Annotated in this window: 12 protein-coding genes; 3 read left to right on the top strand and 9 right to left on the bottom strand. The window is 71.4% G+C overall.

Annotated elements, in window-relative coordinates:
• The first annotated feature begins 104 nt into the window (after window positions 1-104).
• Window positions 105-1,361 (top strand): cytochrome P450, encoded by a 1,257-nt coding sequence (locus tag ACIP6U_RS15000; protein ID WP_401716706.1) that lies wholly within the window; start codon window positions 105-107, stop codon window positions 1,359-1,361.
• Here ACIP6U_RS15000 and ACIP6U_RS14995 read toward each other — a convergent pair.
• From ACIP6U_RS14995 to ACIP6U_RS14970, 6 genes are all read right to left on the bottom strand, one after another.
• On the bottom strand, window positions 1,358-2,371 hold the full coding sequence (locus tag ACIP6U_RS14995) for a nucleoside triphosphate pyrophosphohydrolase (protein ID WP_401716703.1): 1,014 nt from the start codon (window positions 2,369-2,371) through the stop codon (window positions 1,358-1,360). The two genes, ACIP6U_RS15000 and ACIP6U_RS14995, sit on opposite strands and share 4 nt — an antisense overlap.
• Before the next feature lie 161 nt (window positions 2,372-2,532).
• Window positions 2,533-3,177: a SurA N-terminal domain-containing protein gene (locus ACIP6U_RS14990; protein WP_401716700.1), complete on the bottom strand. Its 645-nt coding sequence runs from the start codon at window positions 3,175-3,177 to the stop codon at window positions 2,533-2,535.
• A gap of 164 nt (window positions 3,178-3,341) precedes the next feature.
• The gene (locus ACIP6U_RS14985; protein ID WP_401716697.1) at window positions 3,342-4,169 is read right to left on the bottom strand and encodes a glycoside hydrolase domain-containing protein; all 828 of its coding nucleotides are present in this window, start codon (window positions 4,167-4,169) and stop codon (window positions 3,342-3,344) included.
• A gap of 179 nt (window positions 4,170-4,348) precedes the next feature.
• On the bottom strand, window positions 4,349-5,836 hold the full coding sequence (locus ACIP6U_RS14980; RefSeq protein WP_401717014.1) for a protein kinase: 1,488 nt from the start codon (window positions 5,834-5,836) through the stop codon (window positions 4,349-4,351).
• Between the two features lie 38 nt (window positions 5,837-5,874).
• Window positions 5,875-6,516, bottom strand: coding sequence for a hypothetical protein (locus ACIP6U_RS14975; RefSeq protein WP_401716694.1), 642 nt, complete (start codon window positions 6,514-6,516; stop codon window positions 5,875-5,877).
• Window positions 6,517-6,680: 164 nt separating this feature from the next.
• Window positions 6,681-8,744 carry an N-6 DNA methylase gene (locus ACIP6U_RS14970; protein WP_401716691.1) on the bottom strand — a complete coding sequence of 688 codons (2,064 nt, stop codon included), beginning with the start codon at window positions 8,742-8,744 and terminating at the stop codon, window positions 6,681-6,683.
• 192 nt (window positions 8,745-8,936) lie between these two features.
• Here ACIP6U_RS14970 and ACIP6U_RS14965 point away from each other — a divergent pair, with 192 nt between their 5' ends.
• Window positions 8,937-9,770, top strand: coding sequence for a hypothetical protein (locus tag ACIP6U_RS14965; protein WP_401716688.1), 834 nt, complete (start codon window positions 8,937-8,939; stop codon window positions 9,768-9,770).
• Between the two features lie 7 nt (window positions 9,771-9,777).
• Here the strand turns inward: ACIP6U_RS14965 and ACIP6U_RS14960 are convergent, their stop codons facing one another.
• Together ACIP6U_RS14960 and ACIP6U_RS14955 are read right to left on the bottom strand one after the other, a co-directional pair.
• Window positions 9,778-10,539: a GNAT family N-acetyltransferase gene (locus tag ACIP6U_RS14960; protein WP_401716685.1), complete on the bottom strand. Its 762-nt coding sequence runs from the start codon at window positions 10,537-10,539 to the stop codon at window positions 9,778-9,780.
• A gap of 106 nt (window positions 10,540-10,645) precedes the next feature.
• Complete coding sequence (locus ACIP6U_RS14955; RefSeq protein ID WP_401717011.1) at window positions 10,646-11,353, bottom strand: HNH endonuclease family protein; 708 nt, start codon at window positions 11,351-11,353, stop codon at window positions 10,646-10,648.
• A gap of 254 nt (window positions 11,354-11,607) precedes the next feature.
• Between ACIP6U_RS14955 and ACIP6U_RS14950 the strand changes: the two genes are divergently transcribed.
• Window positions 11,608-11,793: an antitoxin gene (locus ACIP6U_RS14950; RefSeq protein WP_401716682.1), complete on the top strand. Its 186-nt coding sequence runs from the start codon at window positions 11,608-11,610 to the stop codon at window positions 11,791-11,793.
• Window positions 11,794-11,912: 119 nt separating this feature from the next.
• Here the strand turns inward: ACIP6U_RS14950 and mfd are convergent, their stop codons facing one another.
• Entirely contained in the window at window positions 11,913-15,446 is a 3,534-nt protein-coding gene (mfd, locus tag ACIP6U_RS14945; protein ID WP_401716679.1) for a transcription-repair coupling factor, read from the bottom strand.
• Window positions 15,447-15,454 lie beyond the last annotated feature (8 nt).

Raw genomic sequence — 15,454 nt, 5'->3', positions numbered from 1 at the left:
CGGTGCCGTTCGGAGAGGACTTTACCTGTCACTCTCCGCAGTCGAAGGGGAACTACGTAATTCGGCGATCTCACCCGTATGACGCTCCCGGTACCGTCACCTCCGTGAACGCCCCGCAGATCGAGCCCGAACTCTTCACTTGGGAGTTCGCCACCGACCCCTACCCTGCCTATGCATGGCTCCGCGAGCATGCGCCCGTGCACCGCACCACGCTGCCCAGCGGAGTCGAGGCCTGGCTGATCACCCGGTACGCGGACGCCAAACAAGCGCTCGCCGACCATCGGCTCTCCAAGAATCCCGTGCACCATTCCAAAATTGCCCAGGGCAGGAACAAGACGGGCATCCCTGGCGAGCGCGGTGCCAACCTCATGACCCACTTGCTCAACATCGACCCACCGGACCACACACGGCTGCGTCGGCTCGTCTCCAAAGCGTTCACACCCCGGCGGGTGGCCGAATTCGCTCCCAGGGTGCAGGAGTTGACCGACCAGCTCATCGACCAGTTCGCGCACACGGGAAGTGCCGACCTCATCCACGAGTTCGCGTTCCCCCTCCCCATCTACGCGATCTGCGACCTGCTCGGCGTCCCCCGCGAGGATCAGGACGACTTCCGGGACTGGGCGGGGATGATGATCCGACACCAAGGAGGACCGAGGGGTGGTGTGGCACGTTCGGTGAAGAAGATGCGGGCCTATCTCGCCGATCTGATCCACCGAAAGCGGGCGGCGCTCCCGGACAGCCCCGGCCCCGGCGAGGACCTCATCTCCGGTCTCATCCGCGCCTCCGACCACGGCGAGCACCTGACGGAGAACGAAGCCGCAGCCATGTGTTTCGTACTCCTGTTCGCAGGCTTTGAAACGACGTTGAACCTCATCGGCAACGGCACCTACACGCTGCTGCGCAACCCGATACAGCGGGCACAGCTACAGAAGTCGATCGAACGCGGCGAACAGCAGCTGCTCGACACCGGCATCGAAGAACTTCTCCGCTACGACGGCGCTGTCGAACTGGCTACCTGGCGCTACGCGACCGAGCCTCTCGACATGGGCGGACAGCGAATCGCCTCAGGTGATCCCGTGCTCGTGGTACTCGCCGCCGCCGACCGTGATCCCGCCCGTTTCGACGAGCCGGACACACTCGACCTCGCTCGCAGCGACAACCAGCACCTCGGCTACGGACACGGCATCCACTACTGCATCGGCGCCCCGCTCGCCCGCCTCGAAGGCCGCACCGCACTGGCGACTTTGCTGCGCCGGCTGCCCGATCTCCGGCTTGCCACCGACCCGGCGGACCTGCGGTGGCGAGGCGGCCTGATCATGCGCGGGCTGCGCAACCTCCCCGTGGAGTTCACCGCCGTCTAGCCAGTACCGGTCTCCCCCTCCGCCTCCCTGATCGCGTCCCGATAAGCCCGCCCTGCCGCCCGCAGCGCCGCTTCCGGATCCACTCCGGCTGCCTCCGCCCGCACCGCCAACGCCAACAGCTCGTACCCGATGCCGTCCGTAGCGGGCAGCGGGACCTCCAGGCCCGCCGTGCGGACGCGGGACGCCAGTTTCGAGGCGAGGGCGAGGCTCGGCTGGCCGAGGGGGATGCCGTCCGTCAGCGAGGTGCGCCGCTTCTCCGTGGCCTTCGTGCGCAGCCAGTGCTCCGCGACCTCCTCGGGCGTGGAGGCCGTCTCGTCGCCGAAGACGTGCGGGTGGCGGTGGATGAGCTTGGTGACGATGCCGGCGGCCACATCGTCGACGGAGAAGGGGGTCTCCGGGTCCTCCTCGGCGATCCGCGCGTGGAAGACGACCTGGAGCAGGACGTCCCCGAGCTCCTCGCGCAGCTCGTCCCGGTCGCCGTCCTCGATCGCCTCGACGAGTTCGTAGGCCTCCTCGATGGCGTACTTCGCCAGGCCCTTGTGCGTCTGCCGGGAGGACCAGGGGCACTCGGCGCGGACGCGGTCCATGACCTGGACGAGGTCGAGGAGACGGGCGCCCGGCAGGTCGTAGGAGGCGGGGAGCAGTTCCAGGTCGGGCATGTGGACGCGGCCGGAGCCGGCAAGCCGGGCGAGGCCGTCGGTGAGGGCGGGTTCGCCCTCACCGGTGGCGACGACGACCACGGTCCGCCCACCGGCGCACGCGTCGACCAGCTCCTCGGCACTCGGGGACACCTCGTCGACCGCTGTTCCGGCCTCACGCAGATACGGCAGCTGCGGGTGGGCGCCGTCCGCACACAGCACCCGGTCGGCGGCGTGCAGGGCCTGCCAGGCGGGCCAGGACAGGAGGCCGGGCGCGACGCGGTGGCTGGTGGTGAGGAGGACGATGCGGCCGGGGGCCGGGGGCGCTCCCGGGGCCTGGTCGGAAGCGGCGTCGAAGCTGGTTGCGTTCACGGTTCGAAGCTAACGCACCGCGCCGACGGTCCCCGCGAGATATCCACAGGGTGGGAGGGATCATCGGATCATCGGCCCGCGAGCCCGTACCTGTCGACGCCGCCGTACCGTTCCTTCTGCTTCTGCCCGTTGCTCACCGGCCGCCGCTCAACGCCCCCGGCTCACGCCGTCCCCTGCGTCGCCGGCGCCGTCACCTCGCGTACCCACGGAGTCTTCGCGTCGACGCGGCTGCTCTTCTGGACGTCCCAGGCGCCGTAGCGCGGGTTGAGGTCGACGTGGAGTTCCTTGGACGCCTTGGACAGGGCGTCCCAGAAGGCCGGCTTGCTGGTGTCGGTGCCGAGGGCCTGGGCGAGTTTCTGGGCCTCCAGCTGGAGGCGGAGGTTGTCGTCGAGGCGGGCCGGGGCGACGCCGTACTGCTGCAGCCAGGCCGTCTCCAGCGCCTTGGAGCCGCCGACCTGCTGTTCCAGGCCGGTGCGCATCTGCTGGATCTCGTGCCGGGAGACGGTGACGTCCTCGTCCTGGGCGGCGCGGTGCAGCACCCGGTCCAGGACCATGCCGTGCAGGGTGTCGCGGGTGAGGCTGCCGGTCTGCGCGACCGCCTGCTTGTACTGGGCGTCGTCCGACACGGCCGCGCGCTGCGCCGAGCGCACCTCGCCCACCCGGTTCTCCAACTGCGCGACGGTGATCCGCTGGCCGCCGACGACGGCCGCGGCGCCGGGATGCGCGTCGCTCCCGCAGGCGGTGAGGAGCGGGGCCGCGGCGATCACGGCGGTGAACAGGAGCGCGGTGCGACGGCGGCGGTGCAAGGAAGCCTCCCGAGGAGATTGTGCGACGGTGCACAAAGTCTTGCGGTGATCGATGGTAGGCAGTGGGTCGGCTGTGGCCAACCCATTCGACCAACGATTCACCAGGACTTCGGGCACCGCCGCGCCCGACGGGCTCTGTCGGGACCGGCCCTAGAGGGTCGGGATCAGCCCGTGATGGCCACCGGGCCGTCCCACGCGTCGCGGTCCACGGTGATCGTGTAACCGCCGCGCGTCTCCTTGCTGTTGACCATGTACTGGTGACCGCGGCTGTGCCCGGTGAACTGGCTCGCCCCGAACGGCCAGTCCTTGGTGGTGGTGTTCTGCTTGTCCCACAGGGCGTACCAGAGGTTGCCCGGCAGGTCCGTCTTGTCGGTGGCGTTGGCGATCGCCTTCGCGCTGGAGCTGGTGAAGCCGTAGTAGCCGGCGCGGTACGTCTTCGCGTGCAGGGTCTTGTCGAAGGAGCGCACATAGGTGAGCACGGCGTCGTTGCACGCCTTGTTGGTGATGTCGTACGACTCCATGTCCAGGAAGATCGGGCTGCCGGCCTTCATGCCGAGCGCCGACGCCTTGGCCACCGCGTCCGTCGCGTCCTTGGTGCCCAGGGAGGCGGCCGTGGCGGCGGTGAGCTTCTCGGGGCTGGAGCCGGTCTGGCAGGACGGCTGGGCGCCCACGTAGAGGGGGATGAGTTTCCAGCCGACCGCGCTGACCGACTTCACCCAGGACGCGGTGAGGTTCGCTTGGGCGCAGCCGCGGTTCTTGCCGCCGATGTAGACGGCGGCGGCGCCGTAGAGGCCGCCCTTCCAGGCCTTCATCGCGGAGAGGGAGGGCGCGGCGCAGGTGTCGAAGGCCCGGCCGGTGTACGTCTTCTGCGCGGGCCAGGTCGTGGCGGCCATGGAGCTCTGTGCGGCGAGTCCGGCCCCCGCGACGACGGCTGTGCCGGCGACGGCCCACGTGATGTATCTGCGCTTCCTGGACTGCCGATGGCCGGCCATGAATACCCCACCCCTGGTTGTGCGTCGGCCCCCTCTTTAAAGAGGACGGCGCTCTGTCTGGCGAACTGCCTGGCGAACTGTCTGGCGAAAAACGAACCGCAACCTATCCCGCGACGCCCAAGTGTTCGGAAAACCCCGCCCCTTGAGGAACACAAGTCTCTCCCCGTGCAGGGCAAAAACTAGCCGCGCACCTGCCCCAGCCACTCCAGCGTCCGCCGGATGTCCACCGCGAGCGGGTGTCCGGGGCCGCGCAGCCGCTCCACGTCGTGCAGGAGGCGCGCGAGCGTGTCGTGGGCGGCGCCGCGGTCGCCGAGGGCGAGCAGGAGGTGGCCGATGCGCCGGCGTACGTCGTGGGCCAACTCCGGGTCGCCGGCGACGTACTGGTTCTCGTAGTACGGCAGCAGCGCGCGGTACTCCGCGAGTGCCGCCGCCGGTTCGCCGAGCGACTCCAGGCACTGGGCGGCCTCGTAGCGGAACCGGAGCGACTGGGGGTCGGCGTGGCCGGCCTCGGTGGCGCGTTCGTCGGCGAGGCGGCGCAGTTCGGGCAGCGCGCGCCGGAACTGGCCGTCGTCCATGAGGGTGGCCGCGTACTGCTTGCGCAGGGTGCGGACGACCGGGGAGTGCTCGCCGTGCTGTTCGGCCGCCGTGGGCAGGATCGCGCCGAGGATGTCGACGGCCTGGGTGATGCGGCCCTCGCCCAGCAGGCGCTTGACCTCGTCGACGGCCCGCGCCACGTCGGGCTTCTCGGCGCCGGACGAGGCGACCGGGGCGGGCTGGGGCGCGGGCGTGCGCGCGCGGTCCGGCCAGGGGGCGTGCGGGCGCAGGAACGGACGTGTGGGGTCCAGCGGCGCCCCCGAGGGCATCCCGCGCGCGGGCAGCAGCGGCGCCAGCTGCTCGTACACCTCCTGCGCGGACGCGGGCCGGTGCTGCGGGTCCTTGGCGAGCAGGCGCAGGACGAGGGCTTCGAGCGGCTCCGGCACCTCGGGGCGGACCCGGCGCACGGGCAGCGGGGGCTCGTACAGGTGCCGGTGCAGCACGCCGAGGGCGGTGGAGCCGGCGAACGGGACGTCGCCGCTGAGGAGTTCGTGCAGCACCACACCGAGCGCGTACAGGTCGGTGTAGGGGCCGACCGCGCCGCCCATCGCCTGCTCGGGCGCCATGTAGGCGGGCGAGCCGATGGGGGTGCCGGTGTGGGTGAGGCGGGTGGTGTCGGCGTCCATGACGGAGGCGACGCCGAGGTCGAGCACGGTGACCGTGCCGTCCTGCTTCACCATCACGTTGCGCGGTTTGAGGTCGCGGTGGACGATCGGCACGGCGTGCACGGCGCTCAGCACCGCGCACAGTTGCGCGGCGACGGTGACCGCCCACTGCCACGGGTACGGGTCGTGCTCGGCGAGGTGGTCGGAGAGGTCGGCGCCGTCGATGTACTGCATGACGAGGAACAGCTCCTCGCCCTCGCTGCCCGCGTCGTGCACCGTGACCAGGCCGGGGTGGTCGACCTGCGCGGTCACCCGGCACTCGCGCACGAACCGGCGGCGCAGTTCGTCGGCGTCCTGGCCGGCGACCTTGTCGGGGCGCAGCAGCTTCACCGCCACGCGCCGGTCGAGCCGTTGGTCGTAGGCCGTCCAGACCTGTCCCATGCCGCCCTGTCCGATGAGCGTGGACAGGGCGTAGCGGGAGGCGACGACCCGGCCTTCCGCCGCGGTCACCTTCCGCCCTCGTGGTTCCCGTCCTGGTGGCCGTCGTGCCTGCGCAGGTAGTCGCTGAGTTCGTCGAGTTCGGCGCGCACCTGGTCGATGCGGGCGGGCGCGGGGCGCTGGGGCGGGGGCGGCGGTACCGGGGTGTGCGGCTGCGGCGGGGTGTGGTGCTGGGGCGGCTGCGGCAGCTGGGTCTGGTGCAGGGGCGGTTGGGGTACGGGCGGCTGCGGCACGGGTGTGGTGCCGAACGGCGTCGTGGGCTGCGGATAGCCGTACCCGGACTGCACGGTGGGGCCCTGGGGCGGGTAGCCGTACCCGGGCTGCCGCTGCTGCTGGTGGAACCTGATGTCCGCCACGAGGAAGTAGACGCTGCTGAACAGGCCCAGGAGGATCACCGCCCCCATGGCGATGTCGGTCCTGGGGTCGCTCTCCGGCAGCGAGCCGACCACGGCGAAACAGCCGATGGACACCGGCAGGCTCGCCCAGGCCAGCGCCCAGTCGACCTTCCGCCCGCGCAGGAAGGCCACCCGGAACAGCGGAACACAGGCGAGGATCCCGCAGCAGAGAGTGCCGATCGCGGCGAACATCACACGCAGAGTGACGACGTTGCTGTCGCTGCGGGCGGGCGGCACCGCGCCGTGGCCGTACATGACTGCTCCCGGGCCCGTAATCGATGTGGGGTTCGAGCGTATAGGCCCACACCGACATGCGGTCCGGGTTGTACCGAACCGTTGTCGTGCTGATCAATTCATACGACCACGTCCCGGCCCGGCGCTTCGGTCCGGCACCCCGCCCGGCGTCCCGGCCCGGCGGCTCAGTCCGGTGCCACCGTCCCGTCCGTCAACCCGTCGTACATCCCGCGCACGAGCTGCTCCCCCAGCCGGCCCGCGTTCCTGAGCGCCCGGTCGAAGTCGTCGAGGGCGCGGAACCGCGCGCCGTAGCGCCGCTGTTCGTCCAGCGGGAGCCGGGGCAGCTGGAGCCGGCGCACGTCCAGCCGCGTGGCCGTGGACGCGTAGCTGCTGGCCTGGCGGTTGTTGGCGGTGCCGCGCAGGAAGCCCGCGAGGAACCACGGGTCGAGCGCCGCGGGATCGGGGCGCAGTAGCACGAGGTTGCGCCCCAGGGCGGCGCCCCGCGTCACGTCGTCGACCACGCGCGCCACCGAGCCCCCGCCGAGCACCGGCAGCACCACGTCGCCCGGCTCCGTCAGCACCGCCTCCTCGTCGCTCTCGGGCAGCGTCCCGGAGGGCGCCGTGCCGGCGAGGACGTCGTGGTCGGTGAGCACGGGCACGCGCGCGTGGCCACCGTTTCCGCCGCTGCGCATCACCACGGCTCCCCCGCGCGCGAGTTCACCGACGGTGGTCAGCGGCCAGCGCGCGAGCCGCGCCGCCTCGGCGGGCGGCGGGGTGAGGTCGGCGGTCAACCGGAGGGTCTCGCCGAGGCGTTCGCGTACGGCGGTGAGCGCGTCGGCGCCGTCCGCCGCGGTCGGGGGCGGGAGGTGGCGGGCCGGGGCCAGGTCGACGTCGTCGTCGAGGAGTTCGATGACCGGCAGCGCGCGGGCCACACCCGGACGTTCCTGGAGGGTGCCGGCCAGGTCGAAGGCCCGCCAGGCGTCCAGGACGGCGTCGCGCACCTCCCGCCAGTCGGGCCCGCCGCGCCCCTCGCCGGCGTACTGCCCGGTGTCGACGAGCAACACCTCCGGCTGCACGGGCGCCTTCCCGGGCCGCCGCAGCACCCACAGGTGGAGCGGGATGTTGTACGGGGGTGCCGCGCCGATCGGCAGGGCGATCACGGCACGCAGCGCGCCGCGCCGCAGCAGGTCGGCGCGGATGCGGCGGCCCGAGCGGCGGGAGGCGGTGGCCGGCGGCATCAGCAGGACGGCGGTGCCGCCGTCGGCGAGCCGGGCCACCGCGTGCTGCACCCAGGCCAGCTCGGACTCGTTGCGGGCCGGGAAGCCGTACTCCCAGCGGGCGTCGTAGGCGAGTTCGTCGTGGCCCCAGTTGCGCTCGTTGAACGGCGGGTGGCACAGGACCGCGTCGGCGCGCAGTTCGGGGTAGGCGTCGGCGCGCAGGGTGTCACCGGCGGCGGCGCGCACGGTGACGCGCGCCTGCAACGCGAGCCGCAGCGCCGTGAGCGCGGCGAGCTCGGGTGCGCTGTCCTGGGCGTACAGCTCCTGGGCGGGGCCGGTGCCGACGGCGCGCAGCAGGGCGCCGGTGCCGCAGGCGGGGTCGAGGAGGGTGCGGGCGGGGCCGGCCAACTCGACCATGAGGGCGGCGAGTTCGCCGGGGGTGAGCGTGTACTGGCGCGGGTTGGCGTCGAGGTGCCGGCCGAGCAGGAACTCGAAGGTGTCCCGGGCCCCCGTCTCCGCGGCCAGCTCGGCGACACCGCGCAAGAGGGGGGCGGAGGGGAGGAGTTCAGGGCCGGTGGGGGTGTGCACGGCATCCTTCATGGACACCCCCTTCGCCGAAGCGCCCTTCACACTCCCCGCCTCGAACCTCGGCACCAGCACCCCCTCCAGCGCCCCCGGCAGCATCGCCGCGAGCCGCTCGTCGGAGCCCGCGCTCGCCTCCAGCCACACCGTGGGGCGGTCGTGGAGGAGCAGCAGGGCGCAACCGGCGTGGGTGAGGGCGGTGAGGGGGCCCTCCGGGTGGCCGGCGAGCTGCTGCCAGACGCGCTCCCGCAGCGGGACCTCGGCGAGTTTGCCCTGCTTGCGCAGCCATGCCTCGACCTCGGCGAGCGCGAAGGACGGACTGGTCTCCGAGCCGCCGACCGGTTTGGGGAAGTCGGCGTGGCGGCGGCGCCAGTTGCTGACGGCGGCACGGCCGACGCCGGCGAGCCGGGCGATCCCGGCGGCGGTCACCTCAGTCGCGTTGTCCTGCACCGGGCGGCTCCCCCTCGTGGCTTCACCTGCGCGTCCGCACCCCGCGTTCGCGTGTGATCCCGAGCATAGCGACGAATGCTGCATCCATCGGTTCACGGACGTGTACTCATCCGAAGACGTGAATCGTGTTGACTCGGTTCACAAGCTTTGGTCTCATTGACGCAGCGAACCGTAACTCCGGGGGGAATCCGCATGTCTCGCAAAGCACTCACCGCTCTCGTCCTCGCCACCGCGGCCACCGCGGCACTCACCGCCTGCCAGTCCGGCAAGGACACGGTGGACAGCAAGAGCAGCTCGGCCCCCAAGGCCGGCAAGACCACCAAGCCCGCCGACCCCTTCGCCGGTCTCAGTGCTCTGGAGATCGCCGACCGCTCGATGAAGGCCACCACCGGCGCCTCGTCGGTGCACCTGAAGGGCGACGTCGAGGACGAGGACGCCGGCGGCAGGATCCACGTCGACATGGCACTCAGCACGAAGAACGAGTGCACGGGCACCTTCGGCATGGGCGCTTCGGGCGGCATGGAGCTGATCAAGACCGGCGACACCATCTACATGAAGTACGACGAGGCATTCCTGCGCGAGCAGAGCAAGGGCGAGTCCAAGGAGACCGTCGACGAGATGGTCTCGATGCTGGGCGGGAAGTGGGCCAAGACCTCCGCCACGGGCGCGGACTCCGAGGACATCGCGGGCTTCTGCGACCTGGACACGGTGCTCGAAGGCGCCGAGGACGCCGGTTCGGGCGGCAGCGCCTCGCCGGACGCCACCGCCACCGCCGCCTCCAGCGCGACCCGCGCCGGCACGGCCGAGGTCGACGGCGCGAAGGCGGTCGTACTGAAACTGAAGGACGGCAAGGACCGGTACACGCTGTACGTCGCCGCCGAGGGCAAGCCGTATCTGCTCCGGATGGTCAGCACCGGCAAGGACACCGGCACGCTCACCTTCGGCGACTACGACAAGCCGCTCACCGTGACCAAGCCCACGGGAGAGATCCTGGACCTGGACGCGCTGGGCACCCAGACCACCTGACGATCCGTCACAATCCGTGCCGCATCCACACGTTGGGCTCGACGTACGCCGCGTACCCGCGCTCCGGCTCGCAGTGCACCGGCACCAGCGCGCCCGGCACCTCCACGTCGCCCCGGGTGTCGAAGGGCAGCCCGGTCCACTCGCGCCACTGCTCCAGGGAACCGGAGACGGTCATCGAGGCCGGGGCCACGCGCTCGATCGTGGCGCCGGCCCGGGCGTGGACGCGCAGCCAGGGGTCGTGGGGCAGCCCGTCGGACCGTACGCGACGGGCGTACTCCTCGATGGGGGTGTGCGGTTCGAGGTGTTTGGCGCTGGGGCGGACCGGGGCGACGACCTCGGTGAAGCCGTGCGCGCGGGCGGTGTCGCGCAGCGCGGAGAGCATCCGGGCGGACAGCCCGCGGCCCTGGACGCTCGGGGCGACGACGATCGCGATCGCGCTGACCGTGTCGGGGCGCACGCCGTGGCGCAGGTCGGAGAAGGCCCACAGGAGGACCTGGTCCCAGCCGCGGGCGGGCAGTTCGCCGGGCCCCTCGGTGCCGCCGCGGTCCTCGGTGCGCAGGGCGAAGGGGACGCTGTAGGCGTAGGCGACGACCTCGCCGCGTTCGTCCTCGGCGGCGAGGGTGTACTCCGCGAAGTCGACGGCGAGGCGCCCGTAGCAGGCGTCGCCCACGCCGTCGTGGCGGACGAACTCCGGCCAGCTGTCGGCCATCGCGTAGACCTTCCGGACCAGGTCGGGGCGCTCGGCGAGGCTGGACACCTTCAGCTCCATACGGTCACCGTAGGCGCGGAGCCCGTCCCCGGAAACCCATTTGTACGCCGCGCAGCCCGAGCGGGCCCGCCCGGAAGCGCCCCTCGCCGCGCCCGGAGCCGGCCTCTCAACCCGAGGTGAACCGCGCGGGCGCCTCCGTCGGGTTGCCCCCGGACGGCAGCTTCTGCCCCGAGCAGGTGCTGAGCACCTTCTCCATCGCGGACTTCTCAGCGGCCGTCACCCACAGCTCGTACTTCTTCTTCACGGCGACCTGCGCGGCGACGTACGTGCAGCGGTAGGACTTGTTGGGCGGCAGCCAGGTGGCCGCGTCGCCGTCGCCCTTGGAGCGGTTGGTGGAGGAGTCGACCGCTATGAGGTTCAGCGGGTCGTTGGCGAGGGCTATGCGCTTGCGGCTGTCCCAGTACTTGGCGCCCTTCTGCCAGGCGTCGGAGAGGGGGACGACGTGGTCGATGTCGACCAGGCTGCGGCCGCGCTGGTAGACGACGTGCTTGCCGGAGTAGGGGTCCTTCTCCAGGACGCCGTACGACACCTTGCAGTCGCCGTCGCTGAACTTCACGTCCGCCAGGTCCCGCTTGAGGATGTCGTCGCGGGTGTCGCAGCTGTTGGAGTCCGTGTCCGCCCAGGCGCTGCCGAACCTGTCCCGGTCGTAACCGGTCTTGGGCGCACGCCCCTTGACGGTCAGCGCCTTCGCGGCCGTGAGCGCGGCCCCGCCGCCACCCCCGCCGCCTCCGTCACTGCCCGCGTCGCTTCCCGCGGACTGTTCCGGTCCCGGGGCTCCGGTCGTCATGTCCTTGCACCCGGCCAGGCCGCCCATACCGATCACCAGCACGGCGACAGCCGCGGTCCCGCCCCTCAGACGCCTCACAGTGCGCCCCTCCCCTTCGACCTCGCTCCGCAAGGAGCGTCCCGACCCCGCAACAGGCGTCTTCCCACTACTTGTTGGTGCACACCGTAGCGAGCGGGCGCACAGGGTCGTTCGGGAGGTCCAGACCATTTGTGTCCACAGTGTGCGCTTCGCACATTTCGGACGTATCGTCGACGGTGAGTCACCTCCGGAAGGAGCTCTGGATGGGCATCCTCGACAGGTTCAGGAGCAACCGCCAGGCGCAGGACAAGGCCAAGGACATGTCCGACATGGCGGAGAAGAAGGTCAACGAGAAGACCGGCAACAAGTACGCGAGCCAGGTCGACCAAGGGCAGCAGAAGATCGAGGGCGCCCTCGGCATGGACCGCGACAGGCCCGACCAGCCGTAGGCCGGCAAGCCCACGGAGGAGTCGCAGAGCCGACCGGAGGCCGCCCGCGGGACATTCGTCCCCGCGGGCGGCCTCCGCTTGTTACGCCGACGGCTTCCGGTACGCCTCCGGCGACCGGCCTACGACCCCAGGATCGACGTCAGGAACTCGCCCACCCAGCCGAGCAACTCCCGCCCGACCAACGGCTTTCCGCCGATCTTCGCCGTCTTCGGCCGCGGCACCAGCACCTGGTGGGCCGTCGGCTTGATGACGGTCCCGGGGTACAGGCGCTTGAGGCGCAGTTCCTGGGACTCGCGCAACTCCACCGGTGCGAAGCGGATGTTGGTGCCCTGAAGGACGATCTCGCCGACGCCGCACGCGCGGGCGAGCATGCGCAGGCCGGCCACCAGGAGCAGGTTCTCCACGGGCTCGGGCAACTTGCCGTAGCGGTCGGTGAGTTCTTCGCGTACGGACTTGACGTCCTCCTCCGTGGTGGCGGAGGCGATGGAGCGGTAGGCCTGGAGGCGCAGGCGCTCGCCGGGGGCGTAGTCGTGCGGGACGTGCGCGTCGACCGGGAGCTCGATCTTGACCTCCAGGAACGGCTCCTCCTCGACCCCGCCCTCCAGGGAGGCGCGGTAGTCCGCGACCGCCTCGCCGACCATGCGGACGTACAGGTCGAAGCCGACGCCCGCGATGTGCCCGGACTGCTCGCCGCCCAACAGGTTGCCCGCGCCCCGGATTTCGAGGTCCTTCATGGCCACGTACATGCCCGCGCCCATCTCGGTGTGCTGGGCGATGGTGGCGAGCCGCTCGTGCGCGGTCTCGGTCAGCGGCTTCTCCGGCGGGTACAGGAAGTAGGCGTACCCGCGCTCGCGGCCGCGGCCCACCCGGCCGCGCAGCTGGTGGAGTTGGGAGAGACCGAAGTTGTCGCCGCGCTCCACGATGAGGGTGTTGGCGTTGGAGATGTCGATGCCGGACTCGACGATCGTGGTCGAGACGAGGACGTCGTACCGCTTCTCCCAGAAGTCGACGACGACCTGTTCGAGGGCCGTCTCCGACATCTGGCCGTGGGCGGTGGCGATCCGCGCCTCGGGGATGATCTCGCGCAGCCGGGCGGCGGCGCGGTCGATGGACTCGACGCGGTTGTGGATGTAGAAGACCTGGCCCTCGCGCAGGAGTTCACGGCGGACGGCCGCGCCGATCTGCTTCTCCTCGTAGGGGCCGACGAAGGTGAGGACCGGGTGGCGCTCCTCGGGCGGGGTGGTGATCGTGGACATCTCGCGGATGCCGGTCACCGCCATCTCCAGGGTCCTGGGGATGGGGGTGGCGGACATCGTCAGTACGTCGACGTTGGCGCGCAGCTTCTTCAGCTGCTCCTTGTGCTCGACGCCGAAGCGCTGTTCCTCGTCGACGATGACCAGGCCCAGGTCCTTGAACTTGGTCTCGGAGGAGAACAGCCGGTGGGTGCCGATGACGACGTCCACCGAGCCCTCGCGCAGGCCCTCCAGGGTCGCCTTCGCCTCGGTGTCCGTCTGGAAGCGGGACAACGCCCGTACGTTGACCGGGAATTGGGAGTAGCGCTCGGAGAAGGTCCCGAAGTGCTGCTGCACCAGCAGGGTGGTGGGGACGAGGACGGCGACCTGCTTGCCGTCCTGGACGGCCTTGAAGGCGGCGCGGACCGCGATCTCGGTCTTGCCGTAGCCGACGTCGCCGCAGATCAGGCGGTCCATCGGGACCGACTTCTCCATGTCGTCCTTGACCTCGGCGATGGTGGTCAGCTGGTCGGGGGTCTCCACGTACGGGAAGGCGTCCTCCAGCTCGCGCTGCCAGGGCGTGTCCGGGCCGAAGGTGTGTCCGGGGGCGGCCATGCGGGCGCTGTAGAGCTTGATCAGGTCGGCCGCGATCTCCTTGACGGCCTTCTTGGCGCGCGCCTTGGTCTTGGTCCAGTCGGCGCCGCCGAGGCGGTGCAGGGTGGGGGCCTCGCCGCCGACATACTTGGTGATCTGTTCCAGCTGGTCGGTGGGGATGTAGAGGCGGTCGCCGGGCTGGCCGCGCTTGGCGGGCGCGTACTCCACCACCAGGTACTCGCGGGTGGCGCCCTGGACGGTCCGCTGGACCATCTCGATGTAGCGGCCGACGCCGTGCTGCTCGTGGACGATGTAGTCGCCGGCCTCCAGGCTGAGCGGGTCGATCGTCTTGCGGCGGCGGGCCGGCATCCGGGTGCCGTCCTTGCCGGCCGCCTTCTGGCCGGACAGGTCGGTCTCGGTGAGCACGGCGAGTCTCAGCGCCGGGTCGACGAAGCCGTAGTCGATCGAGCCGCACGCCACGTGCACGACGGACGGCTCCAGGTCCGTGAGCCCGGTGCTGTCGAGGCGGGCCGCGATGCCCTCGCCGCCGAGCACCTCGACCGTGCGGGCGGCGGGGCCGTGCGCCTCGGTGACGTAGACCGTGCGCCAGCCGTCGGCGAGCCAGCCCTTGGTGTCGGCGAGCGCCTTGGCGGTGTCGCCGCGGTAGGTCTCGGGCGCGTGCATGCCGAGCTTGAGGGTGTCCGCGTCGAGCTCTTCGTCGGCGGCGAAGGGGGAGACGGACCACCACATGATGTCCAGCTCGCGCGCCCGGTCCCGGACGTCCGCGATGGACCACAGGGAGGCCGCGCCGACGTCGATCGGGGCCTCGCCGCCACCGGCGGTGGCCGCCCAGGAGGCCTGGAGGAACTCCTGCGAGGTCGCGACGAGATCGGCGGCACGCGTGCGTACCCGCTCCGGGTCGCATACGACGGCCATGGCGCCCTTGGGCAGCACGTCGAGCAGCAGCTCCATGTCGTCGACGAGGACCGGGGCGAGGGACTCCATGCCCTCCACGGCGATGCCCTCGGCGATCTTGCCGAGCAGTTCGCCCAGCTCGGGGTGCTGTTCGGCGAGGGCACGCGCACGCGTGCGGACGTCTTCCGTCAACAGGAGTTCACGGCAGGGCGGGGCCCACAGTCCGTGCGCGGCGACTTCGAGGGAGCGCTGGTCGGCGACCTTGAAGTAGCGGATCTCCTCGACGTCGTCGCCCCAGAACTCGATGCGCAGGGGGTGTTCCTCGGTGGGCGGGAAGACGTCCAGGATTCCACCGCGTACGGCGAACTCGCCGCGCTTCTCGACCAGCTCCACGCGCGCGTAGGCGGCGGCGCCGAGCGCGTCGACGATCGCGTTCAGATCGGCGGTCTGGCCCGTCCGCAGGGCGACCGGCTCCAGCTCCCCCAGCCCCTTGACCTGCGGTTGCAGCACGGACCGTACCGGCGCGACGACGACCGACACCGGGCCCGTCTCGGGGTCGTCGGGCCGGGGGTGGGTCAGCCGGCGCAGGACGGCGAGGCGGCGGCCCACGGTGTCGCTGCGCGGGCTGAGCCGCTCGTGCGGGAGCGTCTCCCAGGACGGGTACTCCACCACCCCGTCGGCCGGCAGCAGCGACCGCAGGGCGGCCGCGAGATCCTCCGCCTCACGCCCCGTCGCGGTCACCGCCAGCACCGGGCGGCCTGTCTCCCGGGCCAGGGCGGCGACGGCCAGCGGCCGGGCCGCGGGCGGACCGACCAGGTCGACGTGCATGCGGTTGCCGCCGGCGGCCGCCGCGATCGCTTCCGCGAGAGCGGTGTCCTTGACAACAGCATCGAGCAGACCGTGCAGGCTCATGAAGGAGT

This window comes from Streptomyces sp. NPDC088794 (genome assembly GCF_044750545.1).
Lineage (GTDB): Bacteria > Actinomycetota > Actinomycetes > Streptomycetales > Streptomycetaceae > Streptomyces.
Note: the sequence above shows the minus strand (reverse complement) of the source record. Positions and strands in the feature narration are given on the sequence as shown.